We start from the raw sequence: 12,305 nt of genomic DNA, 5'->3' as shown, positions 1-12,305 counted from the left end.
GAGCCGAACCCGGAATCTCGAGATTCCGGGTTCGATGCTTCGCATCGCCCCGGAATGACGACTTGTCTTGCTGCGCAAGCCACGTCGTCACTTCCCCGCGACAAAGAAAAAATCCTCCCGCCCCGGCGGCGACCCGTACGTGAACGGCTGCTGGCCGTGCTTGGTTGCGGACCAGACGTCGTCGCGGATGATGTCGAACAGCTTTCTGATCTCGACGCGCGGCTCCTTGATGTCGCGGGCGAGCGCGGTGGCGAAGGGGCTGTTGGCGCCGCCGTCGCCGTCCATCGCAGTCTCGCCGTGCTTGGCGGCGTAGACCACCATGAAGCCTGCGCCGGGCTCTATGTTGGAAAAGCCCTTGTCGACCAGTTTGAGCGACAGCGTGCGCTGCATGGTCGGCGCGAACGGATTGTCGCGGCACGCGTCCAGGACGACGAGACGCACTTTTCGGGCCGCCCCCACAGCTGCGATCACCTGCTCCAGCGCCACCGCTTCGGTCTCGGCGTCCTTGTCGGCCGAAAGCTTGGCGTCGACCGGAACGAGATAGTTCACGCCGCCGATCTCGAAACCGTGTCCGGCATAATAGACCATCGCCCAATCCGCCTTCTCCGCTTCCTCCGCGAACGCCTGTAGTGTCTGGAAGAATTTGTCGCGGGTCAGGTCGCTGGTCGACATCACGGTCTGGAAGCCGAGATCGTGCAGCACGGTTGCCACCAGCTTCGAATCGCGCGGCGGATTCGGCAGCGCATGGACGTTCTTGTAGGCGCCGTTGCCGATCACCAGCGCGACACGGCGCCCGGTGGCGCCCCCCGTCGCTTGCGGCGTGAGCGCGGCGAGCCGCTCCTGCGCCTTGGCGCGGGCGCGCGCGACGTCGAGTTCGTCGAATGCCGTCAACGCATAGGCAGCCGAGCGATAGTCGGCGCGGGCCTGGGCGAGATCGTGCTTGCGCTCATAGATCTGGCCCCGGCCGGAATGGGCGCGCACGTTGTTCGGATTGAGCTGAAGGACGGTGTTGTAGTCCTTCAGCGCGGCATCGATGTCGCCCTTCATCATGTAGACGTCGCCGCGGTTGTTGATGGCGTACTGGTACTTCGGCAGCTTCTGGATCAATCCGTTGCAGTCGGCGAGCGCCTCGTCGAACTTGCCCATCATGCCGTAGGTCATGCAGCGATTGGCGGTGATCTGCTGTGCGTTCGGATCGATCTTCTCCGCGTCGGCGAAGTCTGCCAGCGCCCCGTCATAGTCCTTCAACAGCGTACGGACCCGGGCGCGATTGGTATAGCCAAGCAGAAACTTGGGCGCGTATTTGATCGACAGGGTGAAATCGTCGAGCGCACTTTGCAGTGCTTTCCTGCGCATCTGAATGATGCCGCGATTGTTGTAGGGGACGCCGTAGGTCGGGCGCTTCTGGAGCGCGAGGTTGTAGTCGGCCATGGCGAGGTCGTCCTGGCCCTTGCGCTCATAGGCGAGGCCGCGCAGGTTGAGCGTCCCGACGTTATCGGCATCGAGGTCGAGGGCCATGGACAAGGTCTCGATGGCGTGGACGTAGTCGCGCTTGTTGATCAGCGTGTTGCCGCGCACGGTGAGCGCGGTCGCCTTGTCCTTGCCGGTGACGCGGTCGGCATTGAGCAGGTTGTCGCAGGCCTGCGCCCTTGCCTGCATATCAGCCTGGCGGTCGCGGCAGGTGGCGAGATCGTCGCCGGGCTGGGGGTCGGCCGCGGCGATCGAGGCACAGGCGGCGAGAGCGACAAGTGTAAGGGGAACGAGGCGCAGCATGTTGTCAAATCAGCTCCAGCGACCACATCTTTAAATCGATCATCGATCACACGGGTTCATCTAGCCCCGGGACCCCGCTGCCGCCAAGCCGGGCGGCGCCACCCCGCGCTTTTCACAGCCTCGTGGTCCATCCCGGCGTAACAATCGGCCGGCTTGTCCGTATCTCAGGTGACCGAAAACGCCGCCGGCCAGGCTGTTCGCCCGGCCCCAACCGCCCTAGACTTGTCACACCTTCGAAAGAGGATCCGCCATGCGCCGACCCGCCCTGCTGACCCTGCTCGCCGCCACCACCGCCCTGACGCTGGCCTTCGCCGTGCCGTCCCGGGCCGCCGAGGATGCGGTCGTGATCCCCGCCCCCACCATGGATGCAGCGCCCGCGAACGGCATCCAGACCGCCGTGATCGCCGGCGGCTGTTTCTGGGGCGTGCAGGGCGTGTTCCAGCACACCGCAGGCGTCGTCAACGCGGTCTCCGGCTATGCCGGTGGCACCAAGGCGACCGCCGACTACCGCAGCGTCTCGTCCGGCACGACGGGCCACGCGGAATCGGTCGAGATCAAATACGATCCGAGGAAGATCTCCTACGGCAAGATCCTCCAGATCTACTTCTCGGTGGCGCACGATCCGACCCAGTTCAACCGCCAGGGCCCGGACACCGGCACGCAATATCGTTCGGCGATCTTCACCACCTCCGACGAGCAGAAGAAGGTCGCGGAGGCCTATATCGCCCAGCTCAACGGCGCCAAGGTCTTCAACAAGCCGATCGTGACCAAGGTCGGCGCGCTGGACGCGTTCTACCCGGCGGAGGCCTATCACCAGGATTATCTGACGCTGCACCCGAGCCAGCCCTATATCGCCTACAACGATATCCCGAAGGTCGAGAACCTGAAAAAACTGTTCGCGGATAACTACATCGAGAAGCCGACGCTGGTGAGCGCCAGCAAGGCCACCAACTGATCGCAAGGTCACCAACTCATCAAACGGGAGACCCATGCCCGACACCAGGACCAAAACCACAGACGACAAGGTCATCAAGAGCGAAGAGCAATGGCGGCAGGAATTATCGCCGATGCAGTACGCCGTGCTGCGGGAAAAGGCGACCGAGCGTCCCTTCTCCGGCGAATATGAGCACGACCACCGCGCCGGCACCTACACCTGCGCGGGTTGCGGCAACGTGCTGTTCGAGTCCGACGCCAAGTTCGATTCCGGCTGCGGCTGGCCGAGCTTCACGCAGCCCGCCGCCGAGAGCCATATCGACGAGGAGAGCGATGTGAGCCACGGCATGGTCCGCACCGAGGTGCTCTGCGCCAAGTGCAGCGGCCATCTCGGCCATGTCTTCCCCGACGGCCCCGGGCCGACGGGCTTGCGCTACTGCATCAATTCCGCCGCGCTGAAGCTCGAGCCGAAATAAACCTTGCACGCCGCCGGGTTCCGTCATGGAACCCGGCGGCGTGATGTGCTTTTCTTCTCAGGCGGTGCGGCCGGTCATCGCTTTATTGGCGGCCGCCAGGGAGGATGCCATGACCCTTGGGACCATCCTGATCATCCTGGTGATCATCTATCTGGTCGGCGGCCTGTCAGGCCGCGTCGGCGGCTATGGCTACGGGATGGGCCATTCCGGCATGGGGATCGGCGGCCTCGTGCTCGTGGTGCTGCTCGTGCTGCTGCTCCTCGGCAAGCTGTAAACCATTCAAACTATTGATATTATTACGATTTTCCGAGTCGCGGAGCTGCCATGCGTGGATTCATCATCTCGCATCGCAGGGGTCGCAATTTCGTCAAATCGGCCTATATTAGTGGACGAAAATGATGTGTGCGGCGGGCCCACTCGATTGTGGCCTCCGCCCGCCAAACCCCACGCGCTTAAAGCCCCAGAGAGATCACGAGGTCTTTGACCATGCGTCCACTGCGTCCGTTCAACTTCAACACCTCCGCCGAACTCTTTCCCGCCGCGATCCGCAAGAAGAAGCGCGCAGGCTTCACCTATCGCCGCTTCGGCACCGCGGCCGAAGCCGTGCAGTTCGCGATGGAGCAGTTGCCGACGGATTCGCTGAACGGCGCCTATCTCCAGGTCGAGGAAGCGCGCTTCGACCAGAACGGCATCCGCTCGCTCTACGAAAGCGAAGCCTTCCCGCTGCCCCGTCACCGCAAGCCCGAGCCGGTCGCGAACGCCGACGCCGACGCGGCGTAAGCTTTTTCGTAAGCCTTTCGATGTGCGTTGAGAGCGCGATGGCCAAAAGGCCGTCGCGCTTTTTGCGTTTTGGGAAGAGGCGCCTCAGATGCGCGGCTGCTTGTCGAGCCAGCGACGCAAGAGGCGGACGTTGCGCATGTTGGCGCGGAACATGACGTCGAAGGCGTCGCCCGCGAACGGCACCATGCCGACCACGCCGTCGACCGCGACATTGCCGAGCATGCGCGCCGTGAGATACCAGGGCGCGCCCAGCGCGCGGGCCTCGCGCACCAGCCACAGCGAGATCGCGGTCGTGATGATGTCGCCGACGACCGGGATCAGGCCGATCAGGCCGTCGATGCCGTAGCGGATATTGGTGCCGGGCAGGATGAAGGCGACGTCCAGCAACTTTGCGATCGCCTCGATCCGTGCGATCCGCTGCTCGCGCGTCAGATTGCCGAATGGGTTGCCCTGCCCAAATTCGAAGCGAAACTCGCGAAAGCCCTGCTCCAGCGTTTCGGGACGGATCTCGTGGCCTTCCTGGTCGATGATCGGCCCGCGCGCCTCGGCGCCCGAAGAGGTCGCACGCGAGCGGCTCCCCGAACGGGATCGACGCGGAGCAAGAATGTCGTCGTCGGACATGGTCATGGCCTTCAGGGAACGCGCCAGCATGGCGGAGGTTGCCGCGGCGCGCCCAAAGGTCGCGCGCTCAGGTCGGTGCTGCCGCCGGATGCGGCTCATCGACATATTTGTGCACGAACCAGGATGACACCACCGCCGGCACGAATCCGACCAGGCCGTACAGGATGAACTGCACCGCGCCCGAGTCCGGCCCGCGCGAGCTGTAGGTCAGCGAGGCCAGGATGAAGGCGAACAGGCCGATCAGCAGCATCCGCAGCACCGGGCCGATCCGCCTGATGTGGGTCAGGATGTCGTCGACTGCGCCGATCATCAGCGAGGGCAGGAAGCCGAACAGGTAGCTGTATTGCAGGGTCTTGAAGAACACCACGAATAGCTTGCCGACCTCGCCGAGACTGGTCTGCGCCCAATAGCCGGACTGGTAGGTCGTCGTCAGCAGCAGCAGGAACCCGCCCGCGAACGGGCCAACCAGCGCAAACACCAGATAGCGTTTCATCAAGTACCCTCATACTTCGCTGCTGTTATAGCAGTGCCGCGGGAACCTTGAATAGCGGGGCCACGGTCTCTGCCCGAGGGGGAACAAGCGGCAAGGCGACGAGTTCAGACAGGACCTGAACTTCACCCAGTGACAGGAGCCGCCGATGTCCCGTAAATTTCTTCTGGCGACGATCACGCTGACGGCCCTGAGCGGCCTGTCGAACGCGCCGGCTCTCGCGCAAGGTCACGGCGGTACGCCGCAGGAACAGCAGGCCTGCTCGCGCGATGCCTCGCGGCTGTGCCGCAAGGACCTCGGCAATGACGGTGCGGTGCAGAGCTGCCTGCAAGCCAACCGAGCCAAGCTGTCGAGGTCTTGCAGCAAGGTGTTCGCGAGTCACGGCATGTAAGGATCAAGCCCTTTGGAGATCTGAGATGTCAGACATGCTGCGCGACGAACACCTCACCATCCTGAGAGACATCAGCCAGTCCGTTGCCTTTGCGGACGACCGGCACGGCAAGATCGGCGAGCTGATCGCCGGCGGCTATGTCGTGAAGGACGGCGATCTGTTCGAGCTCACCGCAAAGGGCGTGACGGCGGTGGAAGAACACGCCGCCGCACTGGGAGATCCCGACGCGGAACAAGCGAGCGCATCGTCCGTCTGACGCAGCGCGCCGCTTCAACGTGACGAACGCGCAACAATCGCGAATTCCTTTGCGCCTCCCATTGCAGCCTCGTGACAATGGCGCATACTTCGCTCGGGCGGCGCAGCACTTTCGATTCGAACATCACACGAGATCGAGCGACCACAGGCGGGATTGAGTTCCCTGCGTGATGGCCGCGACATGCGGCAAACCAAGCCGCGTGCGGCGCCCCAAAAATCAAGCGGATCATATCCGCGGAACTCGGGGACGCATTTGCATGACACGCAATCAGACCATCGCCACGCTCTTCGCCTTCGTTACCACTGCCGTTGCATTCCAGACATCGCCCAGCCTCGCCTTCTCATCCGAAGCGCAGCAGATGTGCTCGGGCGATGCGATGCGGCTGTGCTCCAGCGAAATTCCCGACATCCCGCGGATCAGAGCCTGCATGGTGCGGAACAAGGCGAATGTGAGCCCCGGCTGCCGCGCCGTGATGGACCGCGAGGCGGCCGCCGCAGCAGCGGCGCGCAAGCGGGAAGCGACTGCGCAATAGAGCTTGCCTCACCTCTCCGCGAGGAGAGGTGGATGCCTCAATCGCCCCACTGCGCGAACGCGTCGTTGAACGCGCGTTCGCCGGGGGCGCCCTTTTCGATGGCGATGATGGCGCGGCGCTGGTTGGCGTAGACCAGCGGCACGTCGAACCAGGAGCGCTCCTTCAGGAGCTGGACGTTGCGGCCGCGGTCGGCGTCGACGTTGGAGAGGCCGACCAGGAAGAAGCCGTCGGTGACCTTGACCGCGAGGCCCGCGAGCGGCGTGCCGCGCGCCTGCTCGTTCGACTTCATCAGGATGCCCGGCACGTTGGAGACGCTGCCGCCGGAAAAATCCTGCGGCAGGATGAAGGTCAACTCCGCGGTGTGGCTCGCCGGCAGCGACGAATCGGTGTTGCGGCGGAACGACATCGTCATCTTGAACTTGCGGTCGGGGATCTCGATATCGGCGCGTACGGCGACGTCGGCCTTCTGGTTGCCGGACGCCTTGATCGGCTCGAGCCGCCACACCACCGAGCCGACATATTGCTTGCCCTTGGGATCGGACGGGTCCTCATCATAGAGCACGACCTTCTGCGCCACCGGCGCAACCGGCTGGTCGCCGGCCGAGGGCTGGCCGACGCGATCCGGAATCTTGGGCTTGCTCTGCGGCTGCGACGGATCCTTCGGCGCCTCCACCACCTGGGTCAGCGAGGACTTGAACAGGCCGCTCACGGTCTGGACCAGCGACTTGCCCCAGAGGATGCCGGCGCCGACCAGGATCAGCACGATGCCGACGGCGATCGCGCTCTTGAACGGGAAGATGGAGCGGGAGCGGGCGCGCTTCTTGGCTTCGCGCTCGGGCGCTACGCGCGGGCGGGGCGATGGCGCCTGCGGCGCGTAGCGCTCGGCCTCCTCCATCGACTCGTCGTAGGAATAAGGCGCGTCCCCCTCGCCGGCGCGATTCTCCAGGCTCGGCTCGAGCCGGTCGAATTCCGGCGAGGGCGAGGGCACGTTGGCATAGGTGCGGCGCGCGGCGCGGTTGGCCTGCGCGGCGGCGCCGCCAAGATCGTTGACGTCGGCAGTGATGTCGCGGAAGCCGCGCACGCCGGGGGCCTGTTGCGGTAAAGGGCCGACGTCCGGCGAGCGGCGCGCGGCGGGGCGGTCGCGTCCGGGCGGCGGAGCCGGCGGCTCAGGCATCGGCGGTGGTGCGGACGGACCCGGCTGACGCGGTGCGTCGAAACGCGGGGCACGCGGCCCACGCTGGGCGTCGCGATCGACCTGGTCGTCTACGTTGAAGGACGGGCGGTCGGCACGCGGCGTGGGCGGGGCCGGACGGGCGCGTGGCGGTGCAGTCGGCTGGGCGGAAGCGGGCTGGTTGCCCTCGGTGGCGCGGGCGCTGGCCCGGCGGAAGGCGTCGCCGCTGCCGGAGCTGCGGGCGCCCCCACCTGGGCGCGAGGCCTCGCGGGCGCGCTGGGCGGCCTCGGATTCGACCTTGCGAACGGCCTCCTCCAGCGACAGCCGTTCGCGGGTGATCTCGGATTCGGAGAGCGGCGGCTGCACGCTGCGGAGCTGCGCGATCAGCGCCGTGCGCGCCCGCTCGTAGAGCGCGCGACGGCTTTCGCCGGGAGCGTTGGGATCCAGGGCGGCAATAGCGCGGGCGATCAGCGGATAGTAATCAGCCATTTCAACTCAACTATACGCACGTCCCGGTAAGATATCGTTAAGCCTCAAACGGATTTTGCACCAGGATAGTATCCTCGCGTTCGGGGCTGGTGGAAAGCAGCGCGACAGGGCACCCCACCAATTCCTCGATCCGGCGGACATATTTGATGGCCTGGGCCGGCAGGTCGGCCCACGAACGGGCGTTTGCTGTCGGCTCCTTCCAGCCCTCGATGGTCTCGTAGATCGGCACGACCCGGGCCTGGGCGCCCTCGCCGGCCGGGAAATGATCGATCTCCTTGCCGTCGAGCTTGTAGCCGGTGCAGACCTCGATCGAATCGAAGCCGTCGAGGATGTCGAGCTTGGTCAGCGCCAACCCGTTGATGCCGCAGGTCCGGACCGCCTGGCGAACCAGCACAGCGTCGAACCAGCCGCAGCGGCGGGGACGCCCTGTATTGGTGCCGAACTCGCGGCCACGCTCGCCGATCTTGCGGCCGGTCTCATTGTCCTGCTCGGTCGGGAACGGGCCCTGGCCGACGCGGGTCGTGTAAGCCTTGCACAGGCCGAGCACATAGCCGACCGCGCCGGGGCCGAGGCCCGAGCCGGTCGCAGCCTGCGCCGCCACCGTGTTGGACGAGGTGACATAAGGATAAGTGCCGTGGTCGACGTCGAGCAGCGCGCCTTGCGCACCCTCGAACAGCATGCGCTTGCCTTCGCGCCGCTTGATGTCGAGCAGCCGCCATACCGTCTCGGCATAGGGCAGCAGCTGCGGCGCGAGCGCGGTCAATTCCTTCAGGATGTCCTTGCCGTCGAACTCCGGAAGATTGAGGCCGCGGCGCAGCGCATTGTGATGCGCCAGCAGACGGTCGATCTTGTGCGGCAGGGTGTCGAGATCGGCGAGGTCCATTAGGCGGATGGCGCGGCGGCCGACCTTGTCTTCATAGGCGGGTCCAATGCCGCGGCGGGTAGTGCCGATCGCGGTCGCCGCATTGGCGGATTCGCGATGCGCGTCGAGCTCGCGGTGCAGCGGCAGGATCAGGGTGACGTTCTCGGCAACCCGCAGATTGTCCGGAGAGATCGCGACGCCCTGCGCCCGCAGCTTGGTGACCTCGTCGAGGAAGGCCTGCGGATCGAACACCACGCCATTGCCGATCACCGACAGCTTGTGTTCGCGCAGCACGCCCGAGGGCAAGAGCGCAAGCTTGTAGATCTTGCCGTTGATCACCAGCGTGTGGCCGGCGTTATGGCCGCCCTGGAAACGGACGACGATGTCCGCCTGCTCCGACAACCAGTCGACGATCTTGCCCTTTCCTTCGTCGCCCCACTGGGCGCCGACGACGACAACATTGGCCATTCGCGGGTAATCCTTCGAAGATTTTAGGTGCGCCCAGCACAATTCCCGGCCCAAGGCCGTTCGCATGCGAGGCAGCCCAACCGGATAAAGGAAGCAGCCTCTCTAGGCAAGCAAGAACGGGGCTTTTTCGAGGCTCGGAGGGCTATCCAAGCCTTTGATATCCCCGGAAAATCCAGAAACCATCCAGCCCGGCGCGACAGCTTCGACCAAAGCGTGAGAGGCGATGTCTGCTGCTGCATGGTCGCGATGCGTCCGCCCCATTGATGCAACCTCGATTTCCGTGTCTTTGAGCGGGGCCGGGCGACCAGCCGGCCCGGACACGGCCGGGCCGGGGCCTTGGCGCATGACGCGGGGCCATAACAATCACAATGTCCGCCACCGACCAGAGCACAGGCGCCGCCACGCCCGGCCACACCTGGATCGCCAACCAGCCTTATCTGCTGCTCAGCATCACCGCGCTGTGCTGGGCCGGCAACGCCATCGTCGGGCGGCTGGCCGCCGGCCACATCCCGCCGGTCACGCTCTCCTTCCTGCGCTGGTCCTTTGCCTTCCTGTTGGTGCTGCCGTTCGCCTGGAAGCATCTGGCACAGGACTGGCCCGCGATCCGCAGCAAGCTCGGCCTGATGATCACACTCTCGATCACCGGCATCGGCGCCTTCAACACGCTGCAATACTGGGCGCTGGAGCATACGCAGGCGCTCAACACACTCCTGTTGCAGTCGGCAGCGCCCCTGATCGTGGCGCTGTGGTCGCTGGCCATCCTCGGTGTGCGCCTCACCGCAGCGCAGGCCTTCGGCGTGCTGCTGTCGATGTGCGGTGTGCTGACCATCCTGCTGCATGGCGATTTCACCACGCTGTCGAACATCGATTTCAACAAGGGCGATCTCATCTTCCTCGTCGCGCTGATCATCTTCGCGCTGTATTCGGTGCTGACGCTGAAGCGGCCGCCGATGCACGGGCTGTCGTTCCTCGCCTTCACCTTCGGCTGCGGCGCCGCCTGTCTCATTCCGGTCGAGATCTGGGAGCTGTCCGCGCGTCCGATGATGAAGCTCGACGGGCCGAACCTCCTGACCCTGTTCTATGTCGCGGTGTTCCCCTCGACGCTCGCCTATCTCTGCTTCAATCGCGGCGTGCGGCTGATCGGCGCCAACCGCGCCGCGCCGTTCTTCCACGTGGTGCCGGTGTTCGGCTCGATCATGGCGATGGCCTTCCTCGGCGAACACCCGCAGGCCTTCCACTTCATCGGCTTCGCGCTGGTGCTGTCGGGTGTGTTCGTGGCTTCGAGGAAGCAGGCGAGCTGAGCGTTCAGATGTAACGCGCTGCGCCCATGCAGAGTGCGGTGATGCCGAGCAGACCCGCAGCTACGCGCTGGGCGGTCGCGATGCGGGAACGCGTGTCCGCCGGCTGGCTCGCGCCACGGCGCAAATTCAGCAGCGCACGGGGACCGATCGCGGCCTGAACGCCGGCTGCGATCAGCGCGCAAACCGCACCCACCGCGAGCACCTGCTCGGCCGTGCCGAAACTGCCGGCGTGGACGAGATGGCCGAGATAGGCCCCGGTCAGGATCGCAATCATCGCAGCGCCGAGTTGCGGAAAGACGAGTTGTTCGCCACCGGCTCCGCCGGTGCGCGCCAACGCGAAGCTTGATCCCGCCCAGAACACGGACGACAACACATGAAGCGACAGGGCGATCACGAGGGCAGTCTGCATGGCAAGCTCCGGCTTTCCATATTAGATATACATCATGTATAGTACATGTGGAGGAATGGCAAGGCCATGCCGAAGCGCAACTATGTGAGCCCGGCGCGGGCCTCCGCGGCGGCGGAGACGCGAGGACGCATCATCGCGGCCGGCGCCAAATTGCTGCGCAAGGACGCCAGCATCGCGAACTTCTCGCTCGACGTGGTGGCGAAGGCCGCCGGCGTCACGCGACTGACCGTCTACAACCAGTTCGGATCGCGGCGCGGATTACTGGAGGCCGTGTTCGACGACATCGCGCACCAAGGCGGGCTGTTCGAACTCGCCGAGGTGATGGCGATGGCCGACCCGCGCGCCGCGCTCGACCGCGTCGTCACAATCTTCTGTACGTTCTGGGGGCACGACCCCGCGATCCGCGGACTCAATCAGGCCATCGCAACCGATCCCGAATTCGGCGAGGCGCTGCTCAAACGCAACGAACGACGGCGCGAGCTGCTGACCGGGCTCGTGCCGCGCATCGTCGGGAAGCACGCAGCAAAGCGCGCTTTGCAGGACACGGTCGACCTGATTTTCGTGCTGACGAGCTATCCGACCTTTGCAGCGCTAAGTGGGCAGCGGTCGGCGGACGACGTCTGCCGCCTGCTGCAGGCAACGTGCCGTGCCGCTGTGGATGGGCTGATGCCAGACGCGCGCGGGAGCGCGGAGCGGAAGAAGTAAGTGTTGCCGCCGCGTTTCTTTTTCATCCTTCTCCCCTTGCGGGAGAAGGTGGCGCGAAGCGCCGGGTGAGGGGTCTCTCTCCGCGCATTAAAATAAGAGTTGGACTCGCGGAGAGAGACCCCTCACCCGTCTCGCCGCTACGCGGCGAGCCACCCTCTCCCACAAGGGGAGAGGGGAAGCGCACGCGCTACGTCGTCTTGAACTTGCTGTACGCCTCGCTGGTCGCGATGATGACGTGTTCGGCGCAGGCGTTGTGGCGGTGCGGGTCGGCTTCGGTCTCGTAGGCCTCCGACGTCATCATGTCGAGGAAGGCCGCGACTGACGGATAGTAGACGAGCGCCACGAAATCCCATTCGTTGCCGTTACGCGGGCCAAGCGCGATCGCCTTGGCTTCGCCGGTCCACAGCAGCGTGCCGCCGCGCGCCCTGATCATCGGCACGGTGATCGCGCTGTAGCGCAAATAGGCGTCCCAGCCGGATCCGTCGCCGTCGCGCGAGTGCTCGTGGAAGCGCATCAGGTTCAGCATCACCACCGGCGCATGCTGGTCGAGCCGCTCCAGGCCCTCGATGTTCAACATATTGACCGCCAATGACGCCTCCTTAGATCATGCCTGCATTGTAGCATTGCGGCGGCGCGACTTGTGCCGCA

General features: G+C 65.1%; 16 protein-coding genes. 9 read left to right on the top strand and 7 right to left on the bottom strand.

Features of this window, described 5'->3' with window-relative positions:
* Nucleotides 1–87: 87 nt before the first annotated feature.
* The gene (locus IVB18_RS07300; RefSeq protein ID WP_247988532.1) at nucleotides 88–1,773 is read right to left on the bottom strand and encodes a caspase family protein; all 1,686 of its coding nucleotides are present in this window, start codon (nucleotides 1,771–1,773) and stop codon (nucleotides 88–90) included.
* Between the two features lie 250 nt (nucleotides 1,774–2,023).
* On the opposite strand from IVB18_RS07300, the gene msrA reads away from it, so the two are divergent.
* The 4 genes from msrA to IVB18_RS07280 all read left to right on the top strand — a co-directional run bounded on the left by msrA (nucleotide 2,024) and on the right by IVB18_RS07280 (nucleotide 3,962).
* Nucleotides 2,024–2,728: a peptide-methionine (S)-S-oxide reductase MsrA gene (gene msrA, locus IVB18_RS07295; RefSeq protein ID WP_247988531.1), complete on the top strand. Its 705-nt coding sequence runs from the start codon at nucleotides 2,024–2,026 to the stop codon at nucleotides 2,726–2,728.
* Nucleotides 2,729–2,762: 34 nt separating this feature from the next.
* Nucleotides 2,763–3,182: a peptide-methionine (R)-S-oxide reductase MsrB gene (msrB, locus tag IVB18_RS07290; RefSeq protein ID WP_247988530.1), complete on the top strand. Its 420-nt coding sequence runs from the start codon at nucleotides 2,763–2,765 to the stop codon at nucleotides 3,180–3,182.
* Nucleotides 3,183–3,291: 109 nt separating this feature from the next.
* Complete coding sequence (locus IVB18_RS07285) at nucleotides 3,292–3,456, top strand: DUF3309 family protein (protein ID WP_081747975.1); 165 nt, start codon at nucleotides 3,292–3,294, stop codon at nucleotides 3,454–3,456.
* A gap of 212 nt (nucleotides 3,457–3,668) precedes the next feature.
* The gene (locus tag IVB18_RS07280) at nucleotides 3,669–3,962 is read left to right on the top strand and encodes a hypothetical protein (RefSeq protein WP_247424171.1); all 294 of its coding nucleotides are present in this window, start codon (nucleotides 3,669–3,671) and stop codon (nucleotides 3,960–3,962) included.
* An 84-nt stretch (nucleotides 3,963–4,046) separates the two neighbouring features.
* Here IVB18_RS07280 and IVB18_RS07275 read toward each other — a convergent pair whose 3' ends face one another.
* Nucleotides 4,047–4,589 (bottom strand): DUF4112 domain-containing protein, encoded by a 543-nt coding sequence (locus IVB18_RS07275; protein WP_247991578.1) that lies wholly within the window; start codon nucleotides 4,587–4,589, stop codon nucleotides 4,047–4,049.
* 61 nt (nucleotides 4,590–4,650) lie between these two features.
* Nucleotides 4,651–5,076, bottom strand: a complete 426-nt coding sequence (locus tag IVB18_RS07270) for a DUF5413 family protein (RefSeq protein ID WP_247988529.1) — start codon at nucleotides 5,074–5,076, stop codon at nucleotides 4,651–4,653.
* A gap of 145 nt (nucleotides 5,077–5,221) precedes the next feature.
* On the opposite strand from IVB18_RS07270, the gene IVB18_RS07265 reads away from it, so the two are divergent.
* The 3 genes from IVB18_RS07265 to IVB18_RS07255 all read left to right on the top strand — a co-directional run bounded on the left by IVB18_RS07265 (nucleotide 5,222) and on the right by IVB18_RS07255 (nucleotide 6,252).
* A complete protein-coding gene (locus IVB18_RS07265) occupies nucleotides 5,222–5,464 on the top strand; it encodes a hypothetical protein (RefSeq protein ID WP_247988528.1) in 243 nt (80 codons plus the stop codon).
* A gap of 34 nt (nucleotides 5,465–5,498) precedes the next feature.
* Nucleotides 5,499–5,720: a hypothetical protein gene (locus IVB18_RS07260; RefSeq protein ID WP_247988527.1), complete on the top strand. Its 222-nt coding sequence runs from the start codon at nucleotides 5,499–5,501 to the stop codon at nucleotides 5,718–5,720.
* Nucleotides 5,721–5,976: 256 nt separating this feature from the next.
* Nucleotides 5,977–6,252: a hypothetical protein gene (locus tag IVB18_RS07255; protein WP_346732614.1), complete on the top strand. Its 276-nt coding sequence runs from the start codon at nucleotides 5,977–5,979 to the stop codon at nucleotides 6,250–6,252.
* Between the two features lie 37 nt (nucleotides 6,253–6,289).
* Here IVB18_RS07255 and IVB18_RS07250 read toward each other — a convergent pair whose 3' ends face one another.
* On the bottom strand, nucleotides 6,290–7,912 hold the full coding sequence (locus IVB18_RS07250; RefSeq protein ID WP_247988525.1) for a hypothetical protein: 1,623 nt from the start codon (nucleotides 7,910–7,912) through the stop codon (nucleotides 6,290–6,292).
* Nucleotides 7,913–7,949: 37 nt separating this feature from the next.
* A complete protein-coding gene (locus IVB18_RS07245; protein WP_247988524.1) occupies nucleotides 7,950–9,242 on the bottom strand; it encodes an adenylosuccinate synthase in 1,293 nt (430 codons plus the stop codon).
* A gap of 368 nt (nucleotides 9,243–9,610) precedes the next feature.
* Here IVB18_RS07245 and IVB18_RS07240 point away from each other — a divergent pair, with 368 nt between their 5' ends.
* Nucleotides 9,611–10,543, top strand: a complete 933-nt coding sequence (locus IVB18_RS07240) for a DMT family transporter (RefSeq protein WP_247988523.1) — start codon at nucleotides 9,611–9,613, stop codon at nucleotides 10,541–10,543.
* Nucleotides 10,544–10,547: 4 nt separating this feature from the next.
* On the opposite strand, the gene IVB18_RS07235 is transcribed toward IVB18_RS07240, so the two are convergent.
* Nucleotides 10,548–10,952: a hypothetical protein gene (locus tag IVB18_RS07235; RefSeq protein ID WP_247988522.1), complete on the bottom strand. Its 405-nt coding sequence runs from the start codon at nucleotides 10,950–10,952 to the stop codon at nucleotides 10,548–10,550.
* Between the two features lie 66 nt (nucleotides 10,953–11,018).
* On the opposite strand from IVB18_RS07235, the gene IVB18_RS07230 reads away from it, so the two are divergent.
* Nucleotides 11,019–11,657 carry a TetR/AcrR family transcriptional regulator gene (locus IVB18_RS07230; RefSeq protein WP_247988521.1) on the top strand — a complete coding sequence of 213 codons (639 nt, stop codon included), beginning with the start codon at nucleotides 11,019–11,021 and terminating at the stop codon, nucleotides 11,655–11,657.
* A gap of 187 nt (nucleotides 11,658–11,844) precedes the next feature.
* On the opposite strand, the gene IVB18_RS07225 is transcribed toward IVB18_RS07230, so the two are convergent.
* Nucleotides 11,845–12,246, bottom strand: a complete 402-nt coding sequence (locus IVB18_RS07225) for a DUF1330 domain-containing protein (protein ID WP_247988520.1) — start codon at nucleotides 12,244–12,246, stop codon at nucleotides 11,845–11,847.
* Nucleotides 12,247–12,305 lie beyond the last annotated feature (59 nt).

The sequence above is a fragment of the Bradyrhizobium sp. 186 genome (assembly GCF_023101685.1).
Taxonomy (GTDB): Bacteria; Pseudomonadota; Alphaproteobacteria; order Rhizobiales; family Xanthobacteraceae; genus Bradyrhizobium.
The sequence above is the reverse complement of the archived record's forward strand: the minus strand, read 5'-3'. Positions and strand labels throughout refer to the sequence as shown.

Coding starts and splice junctions, on each gene's coding strand:
- IVB18_RS07300 (WP_247988532.1), bottom strand. CDS start 1,773: ATGCTGCGCCTCGTTCCCCTTACACTTGTCGCTCTCGCCGCCTGTGCC.
- msrA (WP_247988531.1), top strand. CDS start 2,024: ATGCGCCGACCCGCCCTGCTGACCCTGCTCGCCGCCACCACCGCCCTG.
- msrB (WP_247988530.1), top strand. CDS start 2,763: ATGCCCGACACCAGGACCAAAACCACAGACGACAAGGTCATCAAGAGC.
- IVB18_RS07285 (WP_081747975.1), top strand. CDS start 3,292: ATGACCCTTGGGACCATCCTGATCATCCTGGTGATCATCTATCTGGTC.
- IVB18_RS07280 (WP_247424171.1), top strand. CDS start 3,669: ATGCGTCCACTGCGTCCGTTCAACTTCAACACCTCCGCCGAACTCTTT.
- IVB18_RS07275 (WP_247991578.1), bottom strand. CDS start 4,589: ATGACCATGTCCGACGACGACATTCTTGCTCCGCGTCGATCCCGTTCG.
- IVB18_RS07270 (WP_247988529.1), bottom strand. CDS start 5,076: ATGAAACGCTATCTGGTGTTTGCGCTGGTTGGCCCGTTCGCGGGCGGG.
- IVB18_RS07265 (WP_247988528.1), top strand. CDS start 5,222: ATGTCCCGTAAATTTCTTCTGGCGACGATCACGCTGACGGCCCTGAGC.
- IVB18_RS07260 (WP_247988527.1), top strand. CDS start 5,499: ATGCTGCGCGACGAACACCTCACCATCCTGAGAGACATCAGCCAGTCC.
- IVB18_RS07255 (WP_346732614.1), top strand. CDS start 5,977: ATGACACGCAATCAGACCATCGCCACGCTCTTCGCCTTCGTTACCACT.
- IVB18_RS07250 (WP_247988525.1), bottom strand. CDS start 7,912: ATGGCTGATTACTATCCGCTGATCGCCCGCGCTATTGCCGCCCTGGAT.
- IVB18_RS07245 (WP_247988524.1), bottom strand. CDS start 9,242: ATGGCCAATGTTGTCGTCGTCGGCGCCCAGTGGGGCGACGAAGGAAAG.
- IVB18_RS07240 (WP_247988523.1), top strand. CDS start 9,611: ATGTCCGCCACCGACCAGAGCACAGGCGCCGCCACGCCCGGCCACACC.
- IVB18_RS07235 (WP_247988522.1), bottom strand. CDS start 10,952: ATGCAGACTGCCCTCGTGATCGCCCTGTCGCTTCATGTGTTGTCGTCC.
- IVB18_RS07230 (WP_247988521.1), top strand. CDS start 11,019: ATGCCGAAGCGCAACTATGTGAGCCCGGCGCGGGCCTCCGCGGCGGCG.